The organism is Larkinella knui, from assembly GCF_003858645.1.
GTDB classification, from domain to species: domain Bacteria; phylum Bacteroidota; class Bacteroidia; order Cytophagales; family Spirosomataceae; genus Larkinella; species Larkinella knui.
Genome location: NZ_RQJP01000004.1, coordinates 473996 through 492058 on the forward strand (window position 1 = coordinate 473996; position 18063 = coordinate 492058).

The 18063-nt window shown below is 52.1% G+C and carries 15 protein-coding genes; 6 read left to right on the forward strand and 9 right to left on the reverse strand.

Features of this window, described 5'->3' with window-relative positions:
• Positions 1 to 175: 175 nt before the first annotated feature.
• Positions 176 to 958, reverse strand: coding sequence for a glycerophosphodiester phosphodiesterase (locus EHT87_RS20440; RefSeq protein WP_124908518.1), 783 nt, complete (start codon positions 956 to 958; stop codon positions 176 to 178).
• Positions 959 to 1112: 154 nt separating this feature from the next.
• Here EHT87_RS20440 and EHT87_RS20445 point away from each other — a divergent pair, with 154 nt between their 5' ends.
• A complete protein-coding gene (locus EHT87_RS20445) occupies positions 1113 to 1409 on the forward strand; it encodes an antibiotic biosynthesis monooxygenase family protein (RefSeq protein ID WP_124908519.1) in 297 nt (98 codons plus the stop codon).
• A gap of 91 nt (positions 1410 to 1500) precedes the next feature.
• On the opposite strand, the gene EHT87_RS20450 is transcribed toward EHT87_RS20445, so the two are convergent.
• The 3 genes from EHT87_RS20450 to EHT87_RS20460 all read right to left on the reverse strand — a co-directional run bounded on the left by EHT87_RS20450 (position 1501) and on the right by EHT87_RS20460 (position 3853).
• Entirely contained in the window at positions 1501 to 2658 is a 1158-nt protein-coding gene (locus tag EHT87_RS20450; RefSeq protein ID WP_124908520.1) for a glycoside hydrolase family 18 protein, read from the reverse strand.
• A gap of 90 nt (positions 2659 to 2748) precedes the next feature.
• Positions 2749 to 3288 (reverse strand): RBBP9/YdeN family alpha/beta hydrolase, encoded by a 540-nt coding sequence (locus EHT87_RS20455; protein ID WP_124908521.1) that lies wholly within the window; start codon positions 3286 to 3288, stop codon positions 2749 to 2751.
• Positions 3289 to 3337: 49 nt separating this feature from the next.
• The gene (locus tag EHT87_RS20460; RefSeq protein WP_124908522.1) at positions 3338 to 3853 is read right to left on the reverse strand and encodes a cupin domain-containing protein; all 516 of its coding nucleotides are present in this window, start codon (positions 3851 to 3853) and stop codon (positions 3338 to 3340) included.
• A gap of 326 nt (positions 3854 to 4179) precedes the next feature.
• Between EHT87_RS20460 and EHT87_RS20465 the strand changes: the two genes are divergently transcribed.
• The 4 genes from EHT87_RS20465 to EHT87_RS20480 all read left to right on the forward strand — a co-directional run bounded on the left by EHT87_RS20465 (position 4180) and on the right by EHT87_RS20480 (position 12414).
• A complete protein-coding gene (locus EHT87_RS20465; protein ID WP_124908523.1) occupies positions 4180 to 4947 on the forward strand; it encodes a hypothetical protein in 768 nt (255 codons plus the stop codon).
• Positions 4937 to 7492, forward strand: coding sequence for an AMP-binding protein (locus tag EHT87_RS20470; protein ID WP_124908524.1), 2556 nt, complete (start codon positions 4937 to 4939; stop codon positions 7490 to 7492). The genes EHT87_RS20465 and EHT87_RS20470 overlap by 11 nt, the downstream gene beginning before the upstream one ends.
• Positions 7493 to 7924: 432 nt before the next feature.
• Positions 7925 to 10915 carry a SusC/RagA family TonB-linked outer membrane protein gene (locus tag EHT87_RS20475; RefSeq protein WP_124908525.1) on the forward strand — a complete coding sequence of 997 codons (2991 nt, stop codon included), beginning with the start codon at positions 7925 to 7927 and terminating at the stop codon, positions 10913 to 10915.
• 20 nt (positions 10916 to 10935) lie between these two features.
• Positions 10936 to 12414, forward strand: a complete 1479-nt coding sequence (locus tag EHT87_RS20480) for a RagB/SusD family nutrient uptake outer membrane protein (RefSeq protein WP_124908526.1) — start codon at positions 10936 to 10938, stop codon at positions 12412 to 12414.
• 107 nt (positions 12415 to 12521) lie between these two features.
• On the opposite strand, the gene EHT87_RS20485 is transcribed toward EHT87_RS20480, so the two are convergent.
• The 3 genes from EHT87_RS20485 to EHT87_RS31420 form a co-directional block, all read right to left on the reverse strand.
• A complete protein-coding gene (locus EHT87_RS20485; protein WP_124908527.1) occupies positions 12522 to 13856 on the reverse strand; it encodes an MFS transporter in 1335 nt (444 codons plus the stop codon).
• Between the two features lie 117 nt (positions 13857 to 13973).
• Positions 13974 to 14390: a DoxX family protein gene (locus EHT87_RS20490; protein WP_124908528.1), complete on the reverse strand. Its 417-nt coding sequence runs from the start codon at positions 14388 to 14390 to the stop codon at positions 13974 to 13976.
• Between the two features lie 236 nt (positions 14391 to 14626).
• Positions 14627 to 14848, reverse strand: a complete 222-nt coding sequence (locus EHT87_RS31420) for a hypothetical protein (RefSeq protein ID WP_185716296.1) — start codon at positions 14846 to 14848, stop codon at positions 14627 to 14629.
• 58 nt (positions 14849 to 14906) lie between these two features.
• Here EHT87_RS31420 and EHT87_RS20500 point away from each other — a divergent pair, with 58 nt between their 5' ends.
• Complete coding sequence (locus EHT87_RS20500) at positions 14907 to 15815, forward strand: SAM-dependent methyltransferase (protein ID WP_124908529.1); 909 nt, start codon at positions 14907 to 14909, stop codon at positions 15813 to 15815.
• Between the two features lie 16 nt (positions 15816 to 15831).
• Here the strand turns inward: EHT87_RS20500 and EHT87_RS20505 are convergent, their stop codons facing one another.
• Together EHT87_RS20505 and EHT87_RS20510 are read right to left on the reverse strand one after the other, a co-directional pair.
• Positions 15832 to 16914: a GRAS family protein gene (locus EHT87_RS20505; protein ID WP_124908530.1), complete on the reverse strand. Its 1083-nt coding sequence runs from the start codon at positions 16912 to 16914 to the stop codon at positions 15832 to 15834.
• Positions 16911 to 18035: a lactonase family protein gene (locus tag EHT87_RS20510; protein WP_124908531.1), complete on the reverse strand. Its 1125-nt coding sequence runs from the start codon at positions 18033 to 18035 to the stop codon at positions 16911 to 16913. Before EHT87_RS20510 ends, EHT87_RS20505 begins: the two co-directional genes overlap by 4 nt.
• Between the last annotated feature and the right edge of the window lie 28 nt (positions 18036 to 18063).

An 18063-nucleotide genomic window follows, 5' to 3' on the forward strand; every position in this document is an offset into this window, starting at 1 on the left:
CGTAAATCAAAAGCGTTTTTTACCTCGGGAGGGCCGGGCCACCGGTGCGGTATTCTGTCAATCTAAAAACAACCAAGCCCCGGCGGGGCGTTCTGAACAAAAGCAGGACGCCCCGCCGGGGCTCATAACATGAGCCGATCTGAAGACTAGTAACAGGAAGCTCCTCCGGAGCTGATCATCGGATTTGCTCCTTCGCCATTCCCAGCAGTTTTTCCGGTTCGTCGGTCGTGATAAAATCCGCTTTGCGTTCCAGCAGCCAGGTCATCATTTCGGGATCATTGACCGTCCAGACGTTGACGGTCAGTTTCTTCTGGTGAGCTTCCTGAATCCAATTTTCATTTTTCTTCATGATACTCTGGTGGTAATCAAGCCCGTATAAGCCGTCGGCTGCCAGCAGTTCCGGGGCTTTATCACCCATCAGATAAGCCACGTTGGCCGAGGGATCCAGTTCTTTTACTTTTTTGCAGACATCATAATCGAAACTGATGTAGTCGACCAGCTTCCGGGCTTTCAGCGCTTTTACGGTTTGTACGCATTTGGTCGCCAGCGCCAGGGAATGTTCCTTGCTGACTTTCGACGCCTTGATCTCCAGAATCAGGCGGGTTTTTTTCTGCTTTAGTCCTTCTTTTAAATAACTTTCCAGTGTAGGCAGCGATTCGCCATTGGCCAGTTTCAGCGCGTTAATGTCGGCGGCAGGAGCGGTTTCGAGCGAAACGCCTTGCAGAATATGATCGTGATTGACCACCAGCGCCGAATCGGCGGTCATGTGAACATCGAACTCACTGCCGTAGCAGCCGAGCTTGATGGCCTGTTGCAACGACGCAATCGAATTTTGGGGAGCACCGGTATTTTTCCAGGCGCCCCGGTGGGCAATCACTTTGGTTTGTGCCATGCTCTGAAAGGCGGAACCGATGAGCAGTACGCCGGCGAATACTAAACTAAACGATGCGGTTTTCATACGATTTTGCGGATTAACAGCGCAAATGTAACAGAGAAGCCATCAGAGAACAGGTTATTCGCTAAAAATCGGGCGTTCTTAACCGAAATATAACAATACGCTCATAAATTTAAAGTTACATTTGATAACAGTTTAACCCTTAACTCATTAGAAGATGTACGCACGTGTTATCCAGGTTCCGTTAAAGCCCGACACAATCAATGAAGCAACGGCTTATTTTCGTGATTCGGTAGGTCCTGCACTCAAGGAACTGGCCGGTTTCAAAAACAGCCGTTTTTTAACCGATTCCACTACCAATAAATGCCTGATGGTGACGCTCTGGGAATCGGAAGAAGCCCGAACGAATGCCGAAACCAACGGGTTTCTTCAGGGCGTTCTGAAGAATATGGGCAGCTATTTTGCCGGATCACCGGCTATCGATTATTACGAGGTTGGCGTTCAGGTGGTTTAAGAAAAGAGTTGGTTCGCGGAGATAAGCGGAGGAGAAGGAGGTAAGCAAAAATACGAACTCTGCTCCGCTTGCCTCCGCGAACTAATTCTATTTACTTCGCCAGCTCCCGAACCAGCACATCCAGTAATTTATCTTCCTTTAAATCAAGGGTATACTCCCAGAACATCGCGCCCGCTAGTCCCTTGGACTTGACATAGGCAATTTTATGAACCATCGCTTCCTTGTCGGCGTATGAAATGAACGTACGGCTTTCGGGATTCCATAAATAAGGCGCTTTGGCCTTGTCATCCCAATACCGCGTATACCCATTTTTGTTGATGTAGTTGGCGACCAGGTCGTCGTAATTCGGACTTAGGTGCTTGCCTGCCGAGGGTTGAAACAAACCGTTATTGACCGGGTTGACCGCCGTCCAGCCACGACCATAAAAAGGTAATCCCAGCACAATTTTGCTGGCCGGAACCCCGGCTTTAATGTGACCGTTGACGGCATCGTCGGAACTGTTGCGGGAATGATCGCTGAGGGCCGATTGATAGAGCGGACTGTGGTGGCCGGTTTTTTTATCGTTTCCGTGGTACAGATCGTATGTCATGATATTGACGTAATCGAGGTATTTCTGCGCCTTGCCCAATTCGGTGTGGTTTACGAAAGCCGTATCGCCCCCGGTGGCCGCCGTTAGCAAATAATGCCGGGATGCGGGGCGGTTGTCCTTCCGGCCTTGCGCATCCAGCTGTTCCCGTAACTCTTTCAGCAGCAGCGTGAAATTCTGTTTATCAACCGGGCGGAAAATGTTGTTTTCGCCAATTTGATCCGGATATTCCCAGTCAATATCGACGCCGTCGAGCTGGTGTTTTTTCATAAACGAAACCGCACTGTGGGCAAATTTCTTCCGGGCCGCATCCGTCAGCGACGCGTCCGAAAAATACCGGCATCCGCCCCAGCCGCCGATGGAAATCAGAATTTGCAGATCCTTATTGATGGTTTTCAAGGAATTTAGCGTGGCCAGATTGACCGAATCCCTGGCCCGGATCGGAGCCAATTCACCGTTCCGAGCCGGAACCGCAAAGGCGTAGTTGATGTGCGTCAGCTTCTGCGGTTCAATGTCACTTTTGGTCCAGCCGCCCCCGCCAACGTACCCGATCAGAACGTATTTTTTGGGTTTGGACTGGCCCGAAACCGGGTCAGAAAAAAGAGTAAAGTGGCCAAAAAAAAGGAGAAATAGAAGGAGGGAAATACCGTGCGGTTGTTTCATCAGAAGGTTGGTAAAATACGATTTGCAGAAAAGGTGTAAAATTAACACCAACGGTGGAACGTCCAAGTCAGCCAGCGGACTGGCCGGTGATTACGAATCCAATTCTTTCAGAAACTGCAGCCCTTCAGGCCAACTCGTATGACCCGAACTGACATTGATATGGCCCGCAGCACCAATAGTTACCAATTTGCTGCCCCAGGCTTCGGCAAAAAGTGTGGCGCGTGCCAGGGTGACGTAAAAATCGTCGGTGCTGGCGACCACAATCGACGGAAAAGGAAGTTTGAAAAGTGGAATAGGCGTAAATCCAGTTGTTCCGGCCGGATATGAATCGGCTTCGGTGTCGCTTGGTGCCACAAGTAAAGCCCCTTTGATGGGCCGCTGAAAGGTGCGCGCCCAAAAAGCAATGGTCGAGCAGGCTAAACTGTGGCCCACGAGTACTACCTTGGCGGGATCATTGGCCAGAACAGCCCGATCGATCTCATTGATCCAGTCGTTACAAACCGGGGCGTCCCATTCCTGTTGGTTAACGCGTTTAAAATCAGGGTGCTGGCGCTCCCACTCACTTTGCCAGTGGTTTTTGCCCGAATTGCCCAGACCGGGCAGAATCAGTACGGTGGAGGTAAAGTTCATACAAGGTAGTCGCGGATGGTTTTTATGTAGTAAATCCGATTTCGACCAACTAGTTCCACAGACGCGTCAATCCGTCTTTTTCGCCCAGAAAAGGGTCGGTTTTTGGTACGGGCACCGCGGCAATATTCTGGTCGGCCTGCGGCCGATCGCCGGGTTCGCCCCGTAAAACGTCATAATCCCGGCCGTCAGGATAAGCGCCGACCACGCCAAAATCCGCCGAAGCGTCGAGCTTTTTGTGGCCTACACCAGCGGGAATAACGATGATATCGCCCGCCTGTATGCGGACTTTCTGCCCGTTTTCGCCACCCAGATGCACGAATGCCGAGCCGCTGTAAACGCCCAGGACTTCGTGGGAGGTGCTGTGATAATGGTGATACGCGAAAATGCCATTGCGCCAGGAATTGGTCCAGTTAGTGGCCGAAAACCGTTGTTCGAGCCAGGAGGCCCCGGCCAGACCGGTTTCTGAAAAGGAGTTTCGGTACAGCAACAGTGGAAGTTTGCTGTTGGGTATCTGGCCATCGTCCTGAAAATGAAAGACTTCCGGCTGCGGTCTGGTTGGCGTCATGGCGGTTCGAAGCGGCTAAACAAGGTGCCAAAAATGAAAGCCAGACGACCGAAGTCACCTGGCTTTTTGATTTCATTCGTCTGTAAGAATAGTTACGTTTCCGTTCCTTCTCCACTTCCGAACGAATTACATAGCTATAACGCCAATGCAAACAAATTGTTTTTGAGGGTGAAAAATAGAGGTAAAATTTTTCATTTTTTAACATCGACTCTGCCAGCATGGGAGTTGGGTAGACCGGTCACCTATACAGAAACGAACGTATATAAAATGTTACTATTCTCGAAAATTGGTAATATTGTATTCCCCAAACCCACCTCAATTCATTCATGGATTTATTTTTTGAATACGATATTGAACGGCTTCGTCGCTATGCGAACGTTCCTGTAAACACCGAAAAGATCCGGATCGAATCACATCCCAGCCATTTGCTGCTTTCGTTTACGGAAGTGGGGTATTTTAATTACTGCGTTTGCCATGAACCCGGCCGCTTGGCGGAAGTTATCGAACAGGCGCACTCGTTTTACGCCGAACAGAAAATAGATCATCACAAACTGCTCATCGATGAAGCCATTTGCGCCGAATCGCATGACCGGTTTTTAACGGACCGTGGCTACTCATTGAAAGAACGGATCAGGGCGGTTCATGACCCTTTGCTGGCCTACCGTCCGCAGCCACTTCCGGAAAATCTCCAGCTCGAACCCGTTCATGAAGCAACCCTCCCGGAATTTACCGAGGATTATCTGGCCGCTTTTGAATCGGAACAGAAAAATACCGCCCCTGTGGTTGCCAATTTCAGGCAATTGCTGGGTACTGAAAACATCTCGTTGTTTCGGGTAACCGACCAGGCGGAGCCCGTCGGAATTGCGGTTTTGTACGGTAGTGGCGCGGATTTTTTTCTGGCCGGGGGCGCCATTCTGCCCGCATTTCGGAACCGGGGCTACCACACATCGGCGTTGGTAACGCGGCTAAACCGGGTGAATGAGCAGAACGCCCGGAGTATTATTTCGTGGGCATACGACGGCGGGGCCAGCTACCGGAATATGGTAAGAGTAGGGCTAATTCCCTACAAATGTTACCGCGTGTATGAGCAATGAATTTCGACTGCGTTGGGCGGAAATGGCCCGGCTTTACGCAACGAAAACCGCCATTTGTGCAGGAAATCGAACGGTAACGTACGAGGCCTTGTTCTGCCGGGCCAATCAGTATGGCTGTGCCCTGGTGGAACGGAAATTCAATCAGCAATGCATTCCCGTCTTGCTGGACGATCCGATTGAACACGTCGCAGCTTTGATCGGTGTTGTGCTGTCCGGTAATTATTACCATTCCATCAGCCATCAATCGGCCGAATTTCGGAGCGATGCCCTGGATTTGCCGGATTGCCCCTGTCTAATCAGCGACTTGGCCCTGGTCGTTCCGGAGTATCCGACGCTATCGGTGCTCCTGCCCGAAATGCTTCGGACAGGTGGTTTCGGTGCCGAATCCTACCCGGTTTGTCATCCGGAGCACCCTTTTTGCCTCTTTACTACTTCGGGCAGTACGGGCCAACCCAAACAGGTTATTCATTCACATCAGAGTATTTTGGCGGATACGTTCCGACAAATAACGGACAACGAAATTGGCCCGGCCGACCGGATCGACCTCCTGTTTTCGCTCGAATTCAGTGCCTCACTGGCCTGTATTTTCCCGGCCTTGCTCACCGGTGCCACGCTGGTTTTCTACGATCTGAAAAAAGAAGGTGTGTTGTCGTTACCGGTATTCTGGCAGCAGCAAACGATCACCTTCAGCAGCTTGTCGGTCAGCACCTTCCGGCTCCTGTTAAAAAGTGATGCGGATTTTAAAACCCTTTCTGCTTTACGAATGCTTTCCATCGGTGCCGAACCCGTTCGACATGCCGATGTAGCCGGGTTTCAGGAACGGTTTTCGGTGCATACGACGCTGCAGGTGGCGTATGCGACCACCGAAACCCGCACCATTTCGGAACATAAAATTCGCACGGATACGCCGGCGTCCAATTCTCTTTTCTCGGTTGGCAAACCGGTAGACGGTCGGGCGATTTCGATTCGGTCGGAAACCGGGGCCGTATTGCCTGCCGGTCAAATTGGTGAAATCGTCGTTCAGGCGCGGTTCATTCCGTCGGCTTACCCCAATAACGGGGCCGCAACGCGACGGGCCTATCTGCTCTTGCCCGACGAAACCGTTCAGTATGCCACCGGCGATCTGGGTTTTATGGATGCCCATGGCTACCTGTTCTGGTGTGGCCGAACGGATTTTATGGTGAAGATTAACGGACAAAAGGTGAGTCTGGTTCAGGTGGAACAGGAGCTTAAAAACTCGCCCGGCGTGAAAAACGCTGCGGTTATTTACGATATGGTCCACCCAAACCGACCTCTCCTGAAAGCCTTCCTGTGTGCCGAACCGGATTTTAACCTGGCTAGTCTGAAGCAATCGCTGGCGCAGCGACTGTCCGTGGTTATGCTCCCCGACCGCTATAATTTACTCGATGCCTTGCCGCAGACCAAAACCGGTAAAATTGACCGGAAGCGTTTGGCCGAGATTCCGGAAACGGCGAACTCCATTACCGACAATTCAGCGATCACAGATGAACATTCTTTAGATCTGGTTCCGCTTATCAAGGCCATCTGGCAGAAAGAACTGGGAGTAACTACCGTTTTCTCCGATTACGACGACTTTTTTCAGGACCTTGGGGGCGATTCGCTGACGGCTGAAAGCAGTTTGGCCGAACTGGAAAACCGTACAGGCAAAACCATACCGGTTCATGCGGCTTTTTCGTATTCGACTCCCAAAGCCCTGGCTTACTATGTTATGGGCCAGGACCAGCACCGGGCTCAGTGCATTCCGTTGAACAAGCCGGAACCCAATCGGAAGCAGGTTTATTTTATTCCGCCACTACCGGGCGATCGGCGGATGTACCGCTGGATTGAAAACCATCTGAATCAGGATTGTAACCTATATTATGTTCATTATGAGCCATATACGAAAAATGGCGAGCTGATTCCGTTCCCAGACCTGGTTCGGCAGATTGCCTGTGCTATTGATAAACCGGCCGAAAGCGCGTTGATTGGTTTTTCGTTTGGCGGTTTGATTGCGTATCAGGTGGCACTGGAATTGGAGCAACGGCACCAGTCTATTCTGAATCAGATTGTTTTGCTGGACACGCCTTTGTACCGGCGCGTTACGTTTCGGGAATCGTTGCGGAAGGATGCATACCGGATCGGGCGGAAGGTGATGGCGGGTCTGAAATCCGAGCGAAGCGTTAGTTGGCGTGCTAGCTGGAATCGGGCCGTTGCCCGGTATCGAAAGCGGCTGAACCCGCAATCCGCTCATGCAAATTCAATCGTTGTGAGCAAGGCGGTCAGTTGGCAGGAATCGGGTTTCTCGGCGGTTCATCAGTACGTACGACAGATTCAGGTTCAACTATCGGTTGCCGCCCCCATTTTATTATTCCGCGCGAGCGACTCATCCGCTTTTCAGTATGAGATTCGGCCTGACTTCCGCTGGAAACCCTACACAACCGCCCATTTTGAAGAACACCTCCTGGAAGCCAACCACGATCAGGTTTTGAATTCGACAAATAGTCACCGCATCGGGGTTGTGATTCAGGCGTTGCTTGGTTCATGAACCCTGATTGGACCATAGCAATCGGACTGAAGAGATGGAAGGAAATTTATATTATTTACCGGTATAATTAAAAATTAGTTAAAAGCTTTTTTGTTTAAAGGATTAAGCATAGTTTTGGCGATACCAATTCTTAATCGAATACTAAAAAAACAAGGGAAAAGAATAGGCCGACAAACCGTCCTGTAACATCGCCCGAATACGCATCTTGAAATGGTATGCATCCTAAACTGATTCCAATCGGTCAGCCGTGTAAAATTGAAGGCTCATCTTAAATTTAAGTTTTTGCTTAATCGATTAAGCTGACGTAAACCGTTCTGTAATTTCTGATTTTTTCGAATCCGCTTTCGGTAGCCCGGATTGACTGGCGGTTGTTTTTCGCACGCCCGGATCAGCATGAATTTCCTTTTTCTTACCAATAATCAATTTCCAACTATGAGAAAATTTGTAAAACTAGTCATTTTGCTACTCTGTCTGGGGCAAGGCCTGGCATTTGCCCAGAATGTCAGAGTGACCGGTAAAGTTACCGGGACCGACAACCAGGGCCTTCCCGGTGTCAACGTCCAGATTAGTGGGACGACGCTGGGAACGGCCACCGATGCCGCTGGTAATTTCACCCTGAATGCTGCCGGCAATGCCTCGCTGGTATTTTCCAACATTGGCTACGTGAGTCAGACGGTGGAGGTTAACGGGCGTTCGGTAATTAACGTCCAACTGGTGGAAGATCTCAAAACGCTGAATGAAGTCGTTGTGGTCGGGTACGGTACCCAGCGCAAAACCGATGTAACCGGGGCATTGACTGCCATCTCAACCAAAGAATTTGCCCAACAACCCATTACCCGTTTAGACCAGGTGTTACAGGGGCGGGCTGCGGGTGTTCAGGTGACCCAGGCCAACGGTGCGCCGGGCGGTGATGCCCGCATCCGTGTCAGAGGGGCCAACTCGGTGTTGGGCGACAACAACCCGCTCTACGTCGTGGATGGGTTTGTGGGGGCCGATTTTAACTTCGTAAACCCCAGTGATATCGAAACGATCCAGGTGCTGAAAGATGCGGCTTCAACGTCTATTTACGGAAGCCGGGGCGCCAACGGCGTCGTAATCATCACGACCAAGCGGGGATCGAAAGGCATCAAGGTCATGTACGAAGGCCAGGCCAGCATATCCAATGTCATCAAGCGGTATGACGTGTTGCCCGCCGGTGAATTTGCGGAAATTGTGAACGCCCGGGCCACCGCTACCGGATCGAATCAGCCCTTTACGGCGGCTCAGATAGCCGGTTTTAAGCAGAACGGCGGCACCGACTGGCAGGATCTGGTGTATCGCCGGGGAAGTGGCCAGCAGCACCAGGTGACGGTTTCGGGAGGCTCGGACAAAACGACTTTTCTGATTTCGGGTAACTACGTGGGGCAGAACGGTATTGTCGAAAATAGCGATTTTAAACGGTATATTCTTCGTACCAATTTAACCACGCAGATCAGTAACAGCCTGTCACTGCGGCTCAACCTGTCGGGTACCAAAACCCACAATCACAACACGAACGGGGGTGGAGCGCTGATTCAGGCGCTGGCGTGGGCACCGACAACGCCCGCTTATGATACCGACGGCCAGCCCACCTTTACCGACCCGATTGGTTCGGTCTACCGGAATCCGCTGGATTACCTCTACGATCAATCCGTGGATGCCGACCGGGCCGCGCTCAATGTCGTTGGTGGTGTTAACTACAAGTTGCCCATTAAAGGTCTTACGCTGGACGTTCAGTATGCCATCAACTACCTGAACGCCCAGAACCTGAGCTTTAATGGCAAGCGGCTTTCCAACAACAACCCCAGCGCCACCCGGTATTCGGCCGAGCAGGTGACGCTCCAAAACACCAATAATCTGAACTACAACCTGACGGTTGGCAACCACTCAATCAATGCCGTAGCCGTTCTGGAAACCCAGGGATTCACGAATCGGAATTTCACCGCCACGGCTTCGGGCCTTCGATTTCCGCAGTTGGGATATGACAACATCGGCGGGAATTCGGCGGCTTCCGTGGCTTCGGGCTACCAAAAATCGACCTTGCTTTCCTTACTGGGTCGGGTGAATTATGCCTACAAAGACAAGTACCTGGTGACGGCGGCTGTTCGCCGGGATGGGTCGTCCAAATTCAGCAAGGAAAACCGGTATAGTGTTTTTCCATCGGTCGCTTTGGGTTGGCGGTTGTCGGAAGAAAAATTCATCAAAGACCTCAATGTATTCAGCAATCTGAAGCTCCGTGGAAGCTGGGGAATGACGGGCAGCCAGGCCATCAGCCCCTACGCTACGCTGTCGCCCTACAACACGACCTTCGTGGCGTTTAACAACACGGCGGCCGTGGCCGGGGTGATTCAGGGCAATCAGGGAAACAGAAATCTGAAGTGGGAAACCACCAAACAGACCGATGTGGGGCTGGAAATGGAGTTTTTCAACGGAAGGATTCGGATTGAAGCCGATTATTTCCACAAAAATACCACCGATCTGCTGCTGAATGTCGCCTTACCGAACTACGCTGGCGGAGGAACCCAAACCCGCAATGTCGGTGAAATTGAAAATAAAGGATTCGAGTTTTCGCTCGGCGCTACTCCTTTTGACCATTCCGGTTTCCGCTGGGAGACCAACCTGAATTTATCCACGTTGCGGAATAAGGTAATCAGCCTGGGCGGTTTACCGCGCCTGGGAACCGGCACCGGCGTAGGGGCGGGTATGTCGACCACCAACGAGTTTATGCTGATGCCGGGCGAACCGCTCGGTTCGTATTGGGGGCTGAACTACCTCGGCACGTTTAAAGCCAGCGAAGCGGATCTGGCCGCCCGGTTTGGCCGCGTACCGGGCGATCCGCATTATCAAGACCTCAATGGCGACAATACGATCACGACCGACGATTTCCAGATCATCGGTCGCGCATTCCCGAAACTGACCGGCGGCTGGAACAACACCTTTTCGTATAAAGGGCTGACGCTGAATGTGTTCTTTAACGGCGTGTTCGGCGTCGACAAACTAAACTACACCCGGGCGGCTGCGCTGTCGGGTGCGGGGGATGCGCGTCAGTTTATTCTGGCAGAAATCCGGGATTATTACCGACCCGGCAACGAAACCTCGGATGTGCCGGCTTTCACCAAAACTTACCAGCCCTTTACGCAATCGAGCCGGTTTATGGAAAACGGCAGTTTTGTTCGGCTCAAGAATGTGAGTCTGTCGTATAACGTGCCGACGGCTTTCCTGAAAAACAAGGGAACGATCCGGGTTTTCGTCAGCGCCACCAACCTGCTGACCATCACCAAATACAAAGGGCCGGATCCCGAATCGAGCAACGTGGGCTCCAACCTGGATACGGCAATGGGGATCGACTACGGTTCATATCCCAACTCAAAAAACTACACGCTTGGTCTGAATCTGGGCTTCTAAACCCTTTACATAAAGAAAAGATGAAAAAGTTATCGATTTATATACTGATTGGCCTGCTGGCAGCGAGCTGTAAGAATTACCTGGAAGAAGATACAACCGGGTTGTTATATGGCCCGAATGTTCTTTCATCACAGGATGGTCTGGAATCGGCCCTGACGGGCGCGTATAAGGGTCTGGGTTCGCAATGGAGCTACGGGTTTATCCATCCTTCGGCCAACGCAGCCGTACTTGGTGCCGACGATGTGACGACGCACCCCGCCAGCAACAAAGCCGACTGGCGGGAGTTCGATCAATTCAACGTTTCAACCACCAACCAGCGTTCGGGGGCGGTATACAACGGGTGTTACAAAGCCATTCAGGGGGCCAATAACGTCATCAATAATTACACAAAAACCGTTGGCACCAAGGCGACCATCGACATCATTGCGGGCGAAGCGTATTTCATTCGGGCCTTTTCGTATTACTGGTTGACCCGGTTTTATGGAAGTATTCCGTTGGTAACGGCGGGTGAATATTCGGATGATTTGCTCACGATTAAGAAATCGACCCCGGCCGAAGTGTACGAAATGATCGTGGCGGATTTGAAAAAAGCCGAGACCATGCTGCCCACGGTCAAACGGGATCCGGGTCGCCCGAATGTCGGTTCAGCCAAGGCGTTTCTGGCGGATGTGTATCTGACGATGGCGGGCTGGCCGTTAAAACAGGCTGATAAATATGACCTGGCGGCCGCCAAAGCGAAGGAAGTGATCGATAACCGGGCGGCCTACGGTTTTCAGTTGCTGCCCACGTTTGCCGCCGTGTTTGAAAATGATCCGGCGGTGGCCGCCACCGCCGAATCGGTGTATCAAATCAGCGGTTTTGCCGCCGGGAGCGGTACGGCCAATGCGACTTACGGCAATACCGCCATGCCCGGTGAAGAAGGCGGCTGGGATGACATGTTTGCCGAGCTTACTTTCTTCAAAAACTTTCCCGAAGGTCCCCGCAAAGACGCTACCTTTCGGACGGAGTTTGGTTTGGGAGCGACCAAAATTCCCTGGCAGCAGAGCCTGACCAAGCACCCGTATTACAAAAAATGGTACATCAAGGGTAACATCGTCACTTCCAGCATTTCCCTGCCCTCAGTGATGATGCGCTACGCCCACGTACTGACTATTTATGCCGAAGCCAAAGCCCGGGGCACCGGCGGCCCTGATCAGGCGGCTTATGATGCCCTGAATCAGGTTCGTCTGCGGGGGTTGCCGGCGGGAACCAAACCGCTGACCCCGGCCGACGGACTGACGGCTGCTCAGTTTGCTGATGCTGTGGTGCAGGAGCGGGCCTGGGAGTTTGCCTGTGAGCGCACCCGGTGGTTCGATCTGGTTCGGCTCGAACGGGTCGAGGCCGCCAATGCCGCCAAAAGCCCCGACGATTTGCAACCGATCAAGCCCATTACCAAGGCCAATTATTGGTTTCCGCTGCCGTATACCGACACATCCATTAACCCGAATCTGAATCAATAGGTGATCGTATACCAACCCGGTTTTTCTCTTTTTAAAGAAAAACCGGGTTGGTAAAATTCTGTATAACTGTATCAGGATCAGGCAGTCGATGATAGGTTCGTCGCTGATCAAGACGGTAACTCTTGATTGACGAGGGTCGGCTGATCCGACAACTCCTGGTATTTGTTCGCCAGAATTCCGTACGATTTGGAGCGCATGGCGACCAGCGTAACGACAAGTCCAATGAATCCGGTGACGGTGAATAACAGCGCCAGGCCGCGATCACTGCCGGTTCCGAACCAGGGGCCGAGCAGGTCTACGCCCGCGCCGGTTGTCATGAAAGGAATGAATAGCAATTGAGCGATTGGGCCGATGATGAAAGCGGTGATGGGCGAAGCCGCCTGCTCGACGCTTTGGGCAAACCCAAAAACCCGCCCCTGCCGTTCGGGTGAAATCAGTTTTTGAATGATGGTTTGTTCGGCCGCTTCCACCACCGGAATCAGGCATAAATAGATGAACATCCCTACCGCCAGCAGAACGATCGAAGCCTGGATGGTGAAGAAAATACAGACTGTCCACATGGCAATGTTCGCCAGGAAAAGCGTCCGCAATGGTTTGCTTCCCAGACCTTTCCGGGCTACAATAATACCGCCGACAATAAAGCCCATACTCAAAATACCCCACAGAAGTCCCCAGACCTGCACCGAAACCAGCGACAACCCGTAGGCATCCATCAGCGACATAAAAACGCCACCCAGAAAGTTGTTAAAGGTGTTGAAAAAAATAAGGGCCAAAAAGCCGGGAATTTGCTGAATTGCCTTGAGCGTTCCCCGGATGTCGACGGAATTGGTTGCCGCCTGGGTGGAAACGGCTTCCCGTTCCGGAATCGGAACCGACCATAAATGGAGGATAACCAGTGCCGTCAGCGCAATAGCCAGCGCCAGCATCCAGAACATGCCCAAAAAACCGATTACCAGACCGCTGAACAGGGAGGCCACCAGAAACGATACCCCATTGGCGGTTCCGACCAATCCATTGGCTCGGTCCCGCTGGTCTTCGGCAATCAAGAGGGTTACCAGAGTGGCAATCGCAATGCTCCGGATGTTGCCAGCAATGGCCCCCAGAAGGCCAAGCAGAATGAACAGCCAGAGAATAGGGCTGGCGGGGTTCGAAAAGACCGACGACGGGTTTGCGCTGTACAGCAGTAAGGCAATCAGATAAAACCCTAAAGACGCCACGCTCGACCCCATCATGGCGGTTTTTTTGCGGTGGTGGTCAACGAGTGAACCCAGGAAAAAACCGGAGAAAGCGACCGCTCCCAGGTAAATTCCAGCCATGATTGAGGTGGCCACCACGGATTTTGTTTCAAGATACAGCCAGAACGTCAGCGCAAACCAGACACAGTTGTTGATTACGGAAGCCGCGAGGGAATTGGCCAAAAGAGCATAGAACCGCTTCGTCATAGGTTTGTTGTTTACAGAAGATTCGGACATTCAGAGAGTAGGCGTACGGCATAATCCGTTTGCTGGCATCGTGGCGGATGTCAACAAACGGATTATAAAAGTGAGGTAATACGCCGGTTAGCTTAAAACCACTTGTGGATATTTCTGGTTTCCGTGTTCGGTTAAAGAAGCAACTTCCTGTTTTTTGTGGTAAAAAAAGTAAGACGCAAACCCTAAAACTACGAAAATCAACATGGGCGACCAGTCCATCGTCGCTTTTCCGGCGCTGAATACGCAATAGGTCGCACCCAATAGATCAAAGATCAAACCGGCATAGGCCCATTCCTTAATTCGGGGAAAACCGGGTGTCAGAATGGCGATTACACCGAACAGTTTCGCCCAGCCCAAAAACGGAATGAGATAAGCCGGGAGCCCGATTTGCTTAAACCCTTCTACGGCTTGCGGAATAACCCATATATCGGGTATGGATGATCCCAGCATAACAAATGCGAACAATCCGGTAAAAACCCAGTACAGAATCTTTGTCTTTTTCATGGCAGTATGCGTTGTTGTTTCGTTGGATTACCAGAACAAATTTACGGCTCGGAAAGGACTCGGATAGCGTCTGAAAACGGCAATCTAAGGGGCCAATTGCGACATTGTTTCGCAGGCTGATTTGGTGGTTCAGCAGAGCCGTCCGGGATGCGTACCAAATCATACGATGAGCCTTGAAGAACCACGGAAAGGGTTTTAACCGGCATGAGCCGGACTACTTTTGACACCGGTGGCGTCTACACACCCATTCGGTACTTTCGCAGGTTATCAACGTTGGAACGAATAAAAATTTCAACGATTTCGTAAATCAATACCGGGTTGAAGAATACAACCGCCAGGTAACTGACCCCGCCAATGCCCACCTTAGCCGGCGGGGCGCCGTGATGGGTCTGGAAAGTGATCACTTCCCATCCGCTCTTTTGGTAAGGCCGCAAAAACTGCCATCGGAAAATATTCACCGCCAATCGTTAAAAGGAAAACCAAAAAAAAGTAAATTGGCCGAATACCCGTTAACTGATGGCTTCCCAAAACGACTTAGAATTTACGTATTCTACGATTGACCAGATATTCCGCCTGAGTGTAGGCCAGACCGGCGACTACAGCGGGGCGATGTACAACGGTGATTTCAGCCTGACGCTCGAAGAGGCTCAACGGCAAAAACATCGGTTTATCGCCGAAAGTCTGGGTATTACCAAAGGATCGAAAGTGCTCGACATGGGCTGCGGCTGGGGGCCGTTCCTGACCTATATCAAGGAAAAAGGAGCTGTGGGCCGGGGCGTCACCCTGTCGTCGGCTCAGGCTGCGGCTTGCGTGCAGAATGGTCTGACCGTTGAGGTAAAAGATTGCCGCCTGATCACCCCAGCCGATTACGGCACCTTCGATGCGGTTACCTGCATTGGCGGAATGGAGCATTTCTGTTCCATTGAGCAATACAAAGCCGGACAGCAGGATGCGGTTTATGCCGATTTCTTCAAGAATCTCAAAGAATTACTGCCCGTGGGCGGGCGGTTTTACATGCAGACGATGGTGTTCAGCAAAAACATGCTGCCGCTGGAAGAAATTAGCCTGAATGCTCCCAAAGACTCGGATTCGTACGCGCTGGCGTTGATGATTGCCCAGTTTCCGGGCTCGTGGCTGCCCTACGGCCCTGAGCAGGTGATCCGCAATGCCGCCCCTCATTTCAAGCTGATTTCGCAGAGCAGCGGGCGGCTCGACTACATCGAAACCATCGGCCAATGGCGGAAGCGGTTCCGGGCGTTTAATCTGAAGAAATACGCGCTGTATGCTTCTCTGCTGCCCCGTTTTCTAACCAATAAGTCTTTTCGGGATTTAATTGCGGTTTTTCGGGTCAGTCCAAACCGGGTTTGTTTCGAGCGCGAAACGATGGATCATTACCGGCTGGTGTTTGAAAAAGTAGAGGGCTAATCACGAGTTGCCTCGATCAGCAGCCACTGCTAACCGCCCGGAAAATCGACAATACCGTGATCCCTTCGTGTTCCAGTGCCAGATAACCGTCCGGATGGGTTCGCACCGTAATCGGCGAAGGCGGTTGGGTCGTGGGGATTTCAAAGGATGGCCGTAGCGAAAAACCGCTTTCCTGCAAATACCGGACCCAGTGCTGTGCTTCCTGGTGCCGCTCGAACCGATTGTCGTCAGAATGGCCAACAACGTCGTCAATTTCGCGCCCGAAGAACATTTTCAGGCCGTTTTTGGCGGTCGTGTCAATCGCCAAACCGTCGATAACGCCAAATACCGCCCGGTAATGAGCGTACGCATTCAGCGTCCGCCGACGCCAATCCGGTTCGAAGTGGTCCGAATGAGGTTCGGTCAGCAGCAAGGCGTTGGGCCGCAACGACCGCATCAAGTGGAAAAACGACTGCCGCTGCAAAGCCGTCGGCAGGTGATGAATCGTCAGTGAACTGTTGATCAAAAGGGTGTCGAAGTGCCCGGGCAGCGCACGCATAAACGCTTCGGGGGCGAGGTCTTCGACCAGCGAAATAATCGGTACAAACTCGACGGCAAAAGGGGCTTTTTCGGCCGCCTGACGAATGAGCGTTTCGGCAAACCCAATGGCCTCGGCAAACGGCTCTACGCCGATCACCGTCAGGTGTTTCAGGCGGGTTCGGGTTGCCGACAATTCGTCCATCAGCCGGGCAATCTGAATCCCACGGCCAATGCCGACATCCAGCACCACGGCCTTTTCCGCCAGTTTCAGCTCGTTAACCATCGCCCGGTTTGTGATGGCATGGCTCATGACCACAAACGGCAACTGATTGATCAGCAAATCGAAAAGAACAATTTGCGGAATCTCGTACTGCTGGAGATACAGGTGCTCGTGCGAAACGGCCTGCGGTTGAAGATGATCCCGAATGGCTTTCAGAAACAACACGTCCAGCAACGCTTCCGGTTGGGTGTCAACTTCGCGCAGACGGGTTTGCAACCGCTCCTCCAACTCGTTCAGAACCGCAGGAACAGCGGTGCTATGGAGTAGATCAACGTAATGCCTCAGCTCAGACTGGGTCATTTTACTGAAAACAGCTTCAGACAAACCGGTGCGGGAACTTTGACCTGCGTACCGGTTGGTGTTAACTTCCCGGTTTTCGAATCGAGCTTATACACGACGATGTTGTCCGTATCCTGGTTGGCGGCAAACGCATACTCCCCTTTGGGATCGATCAGGAAATTGCGGGGCGTTTTGCCTTCGGTAGACTGCTGGCCGATCAGCGTTAGCTTCCCGTCATTGGCAATCGACAGAATCGCCAGCGAATTGTAGCCGCGGTTCGAATGATAGAGGAATTTCCCTTTCGGGTCGGTATGAATATCGGCGCTGGTGTTGTTGCCGGTGAAATCGGCCGGCAGCGTTTTTACGTTGTCTTCGATCATTGTCAAAGCACCGGTTTTGCTGTCGAGCGCAAACGTAGCCACGGTCGAGGTCAGTTCTTCCACCAGATACAGGTATTTTCCGTTGGGATGGATCGCAATGTGGCGCGGTCCCGAACCCGCCGAAACGCTCGCGTAGGGTGTTGCCGCCGGTTTCACTTTTCCCGTGGTCTTGTCAAATTCGTAAATATACACCTTGTCGGTACCGAGGTCACAGACGTACACAAAGCGGTTGTTGGGCGAAAGCGTGGCCGAGTGAATGTGCGGTTTTTCCTGGCGCTGGGCATTCGCTCCTTTGCCTTCGTATTTCAGCGTATCCGTGGCGGGTGCCAGCGTGCCGTCGTTCTGGATGGGCAGAACTGTGAACGTTCCTCCGCCGTAGTTCGACACAAACGCCAGCTTGCCGGTCTGGTCGATGGCAATGTGACAGGGGCCGCGCCCGTGCGACGATTGCTGGTTCATCATCGTCAGCTTCCCGGTTTTGGGCTCGATGCTGTAGGAACTGACGCCACCCGAATTGGCAGCCGCTTCGTTGACGGAATACAGAAATTTGCCGGTTGGGTGAATGGCCAGAAAAGAGGGACTTTTGGCGTTCGAAACCGTCTGGAGCTGTTTCAGCGAGCCGTTGGTCCGGTCAAATTCCAGCACATAAATCCCTTCACTGCCCCGGGTCGAATACGTGCCGACGTAGAGAACTTCTTTGGGAGATTGGGCGTGGGCCATCAGACTCCCGAGCAGGGCGGTTAACGTGAGTAGTTTTTTCATGGATTGGGGAATAATCAGATCGCAAATC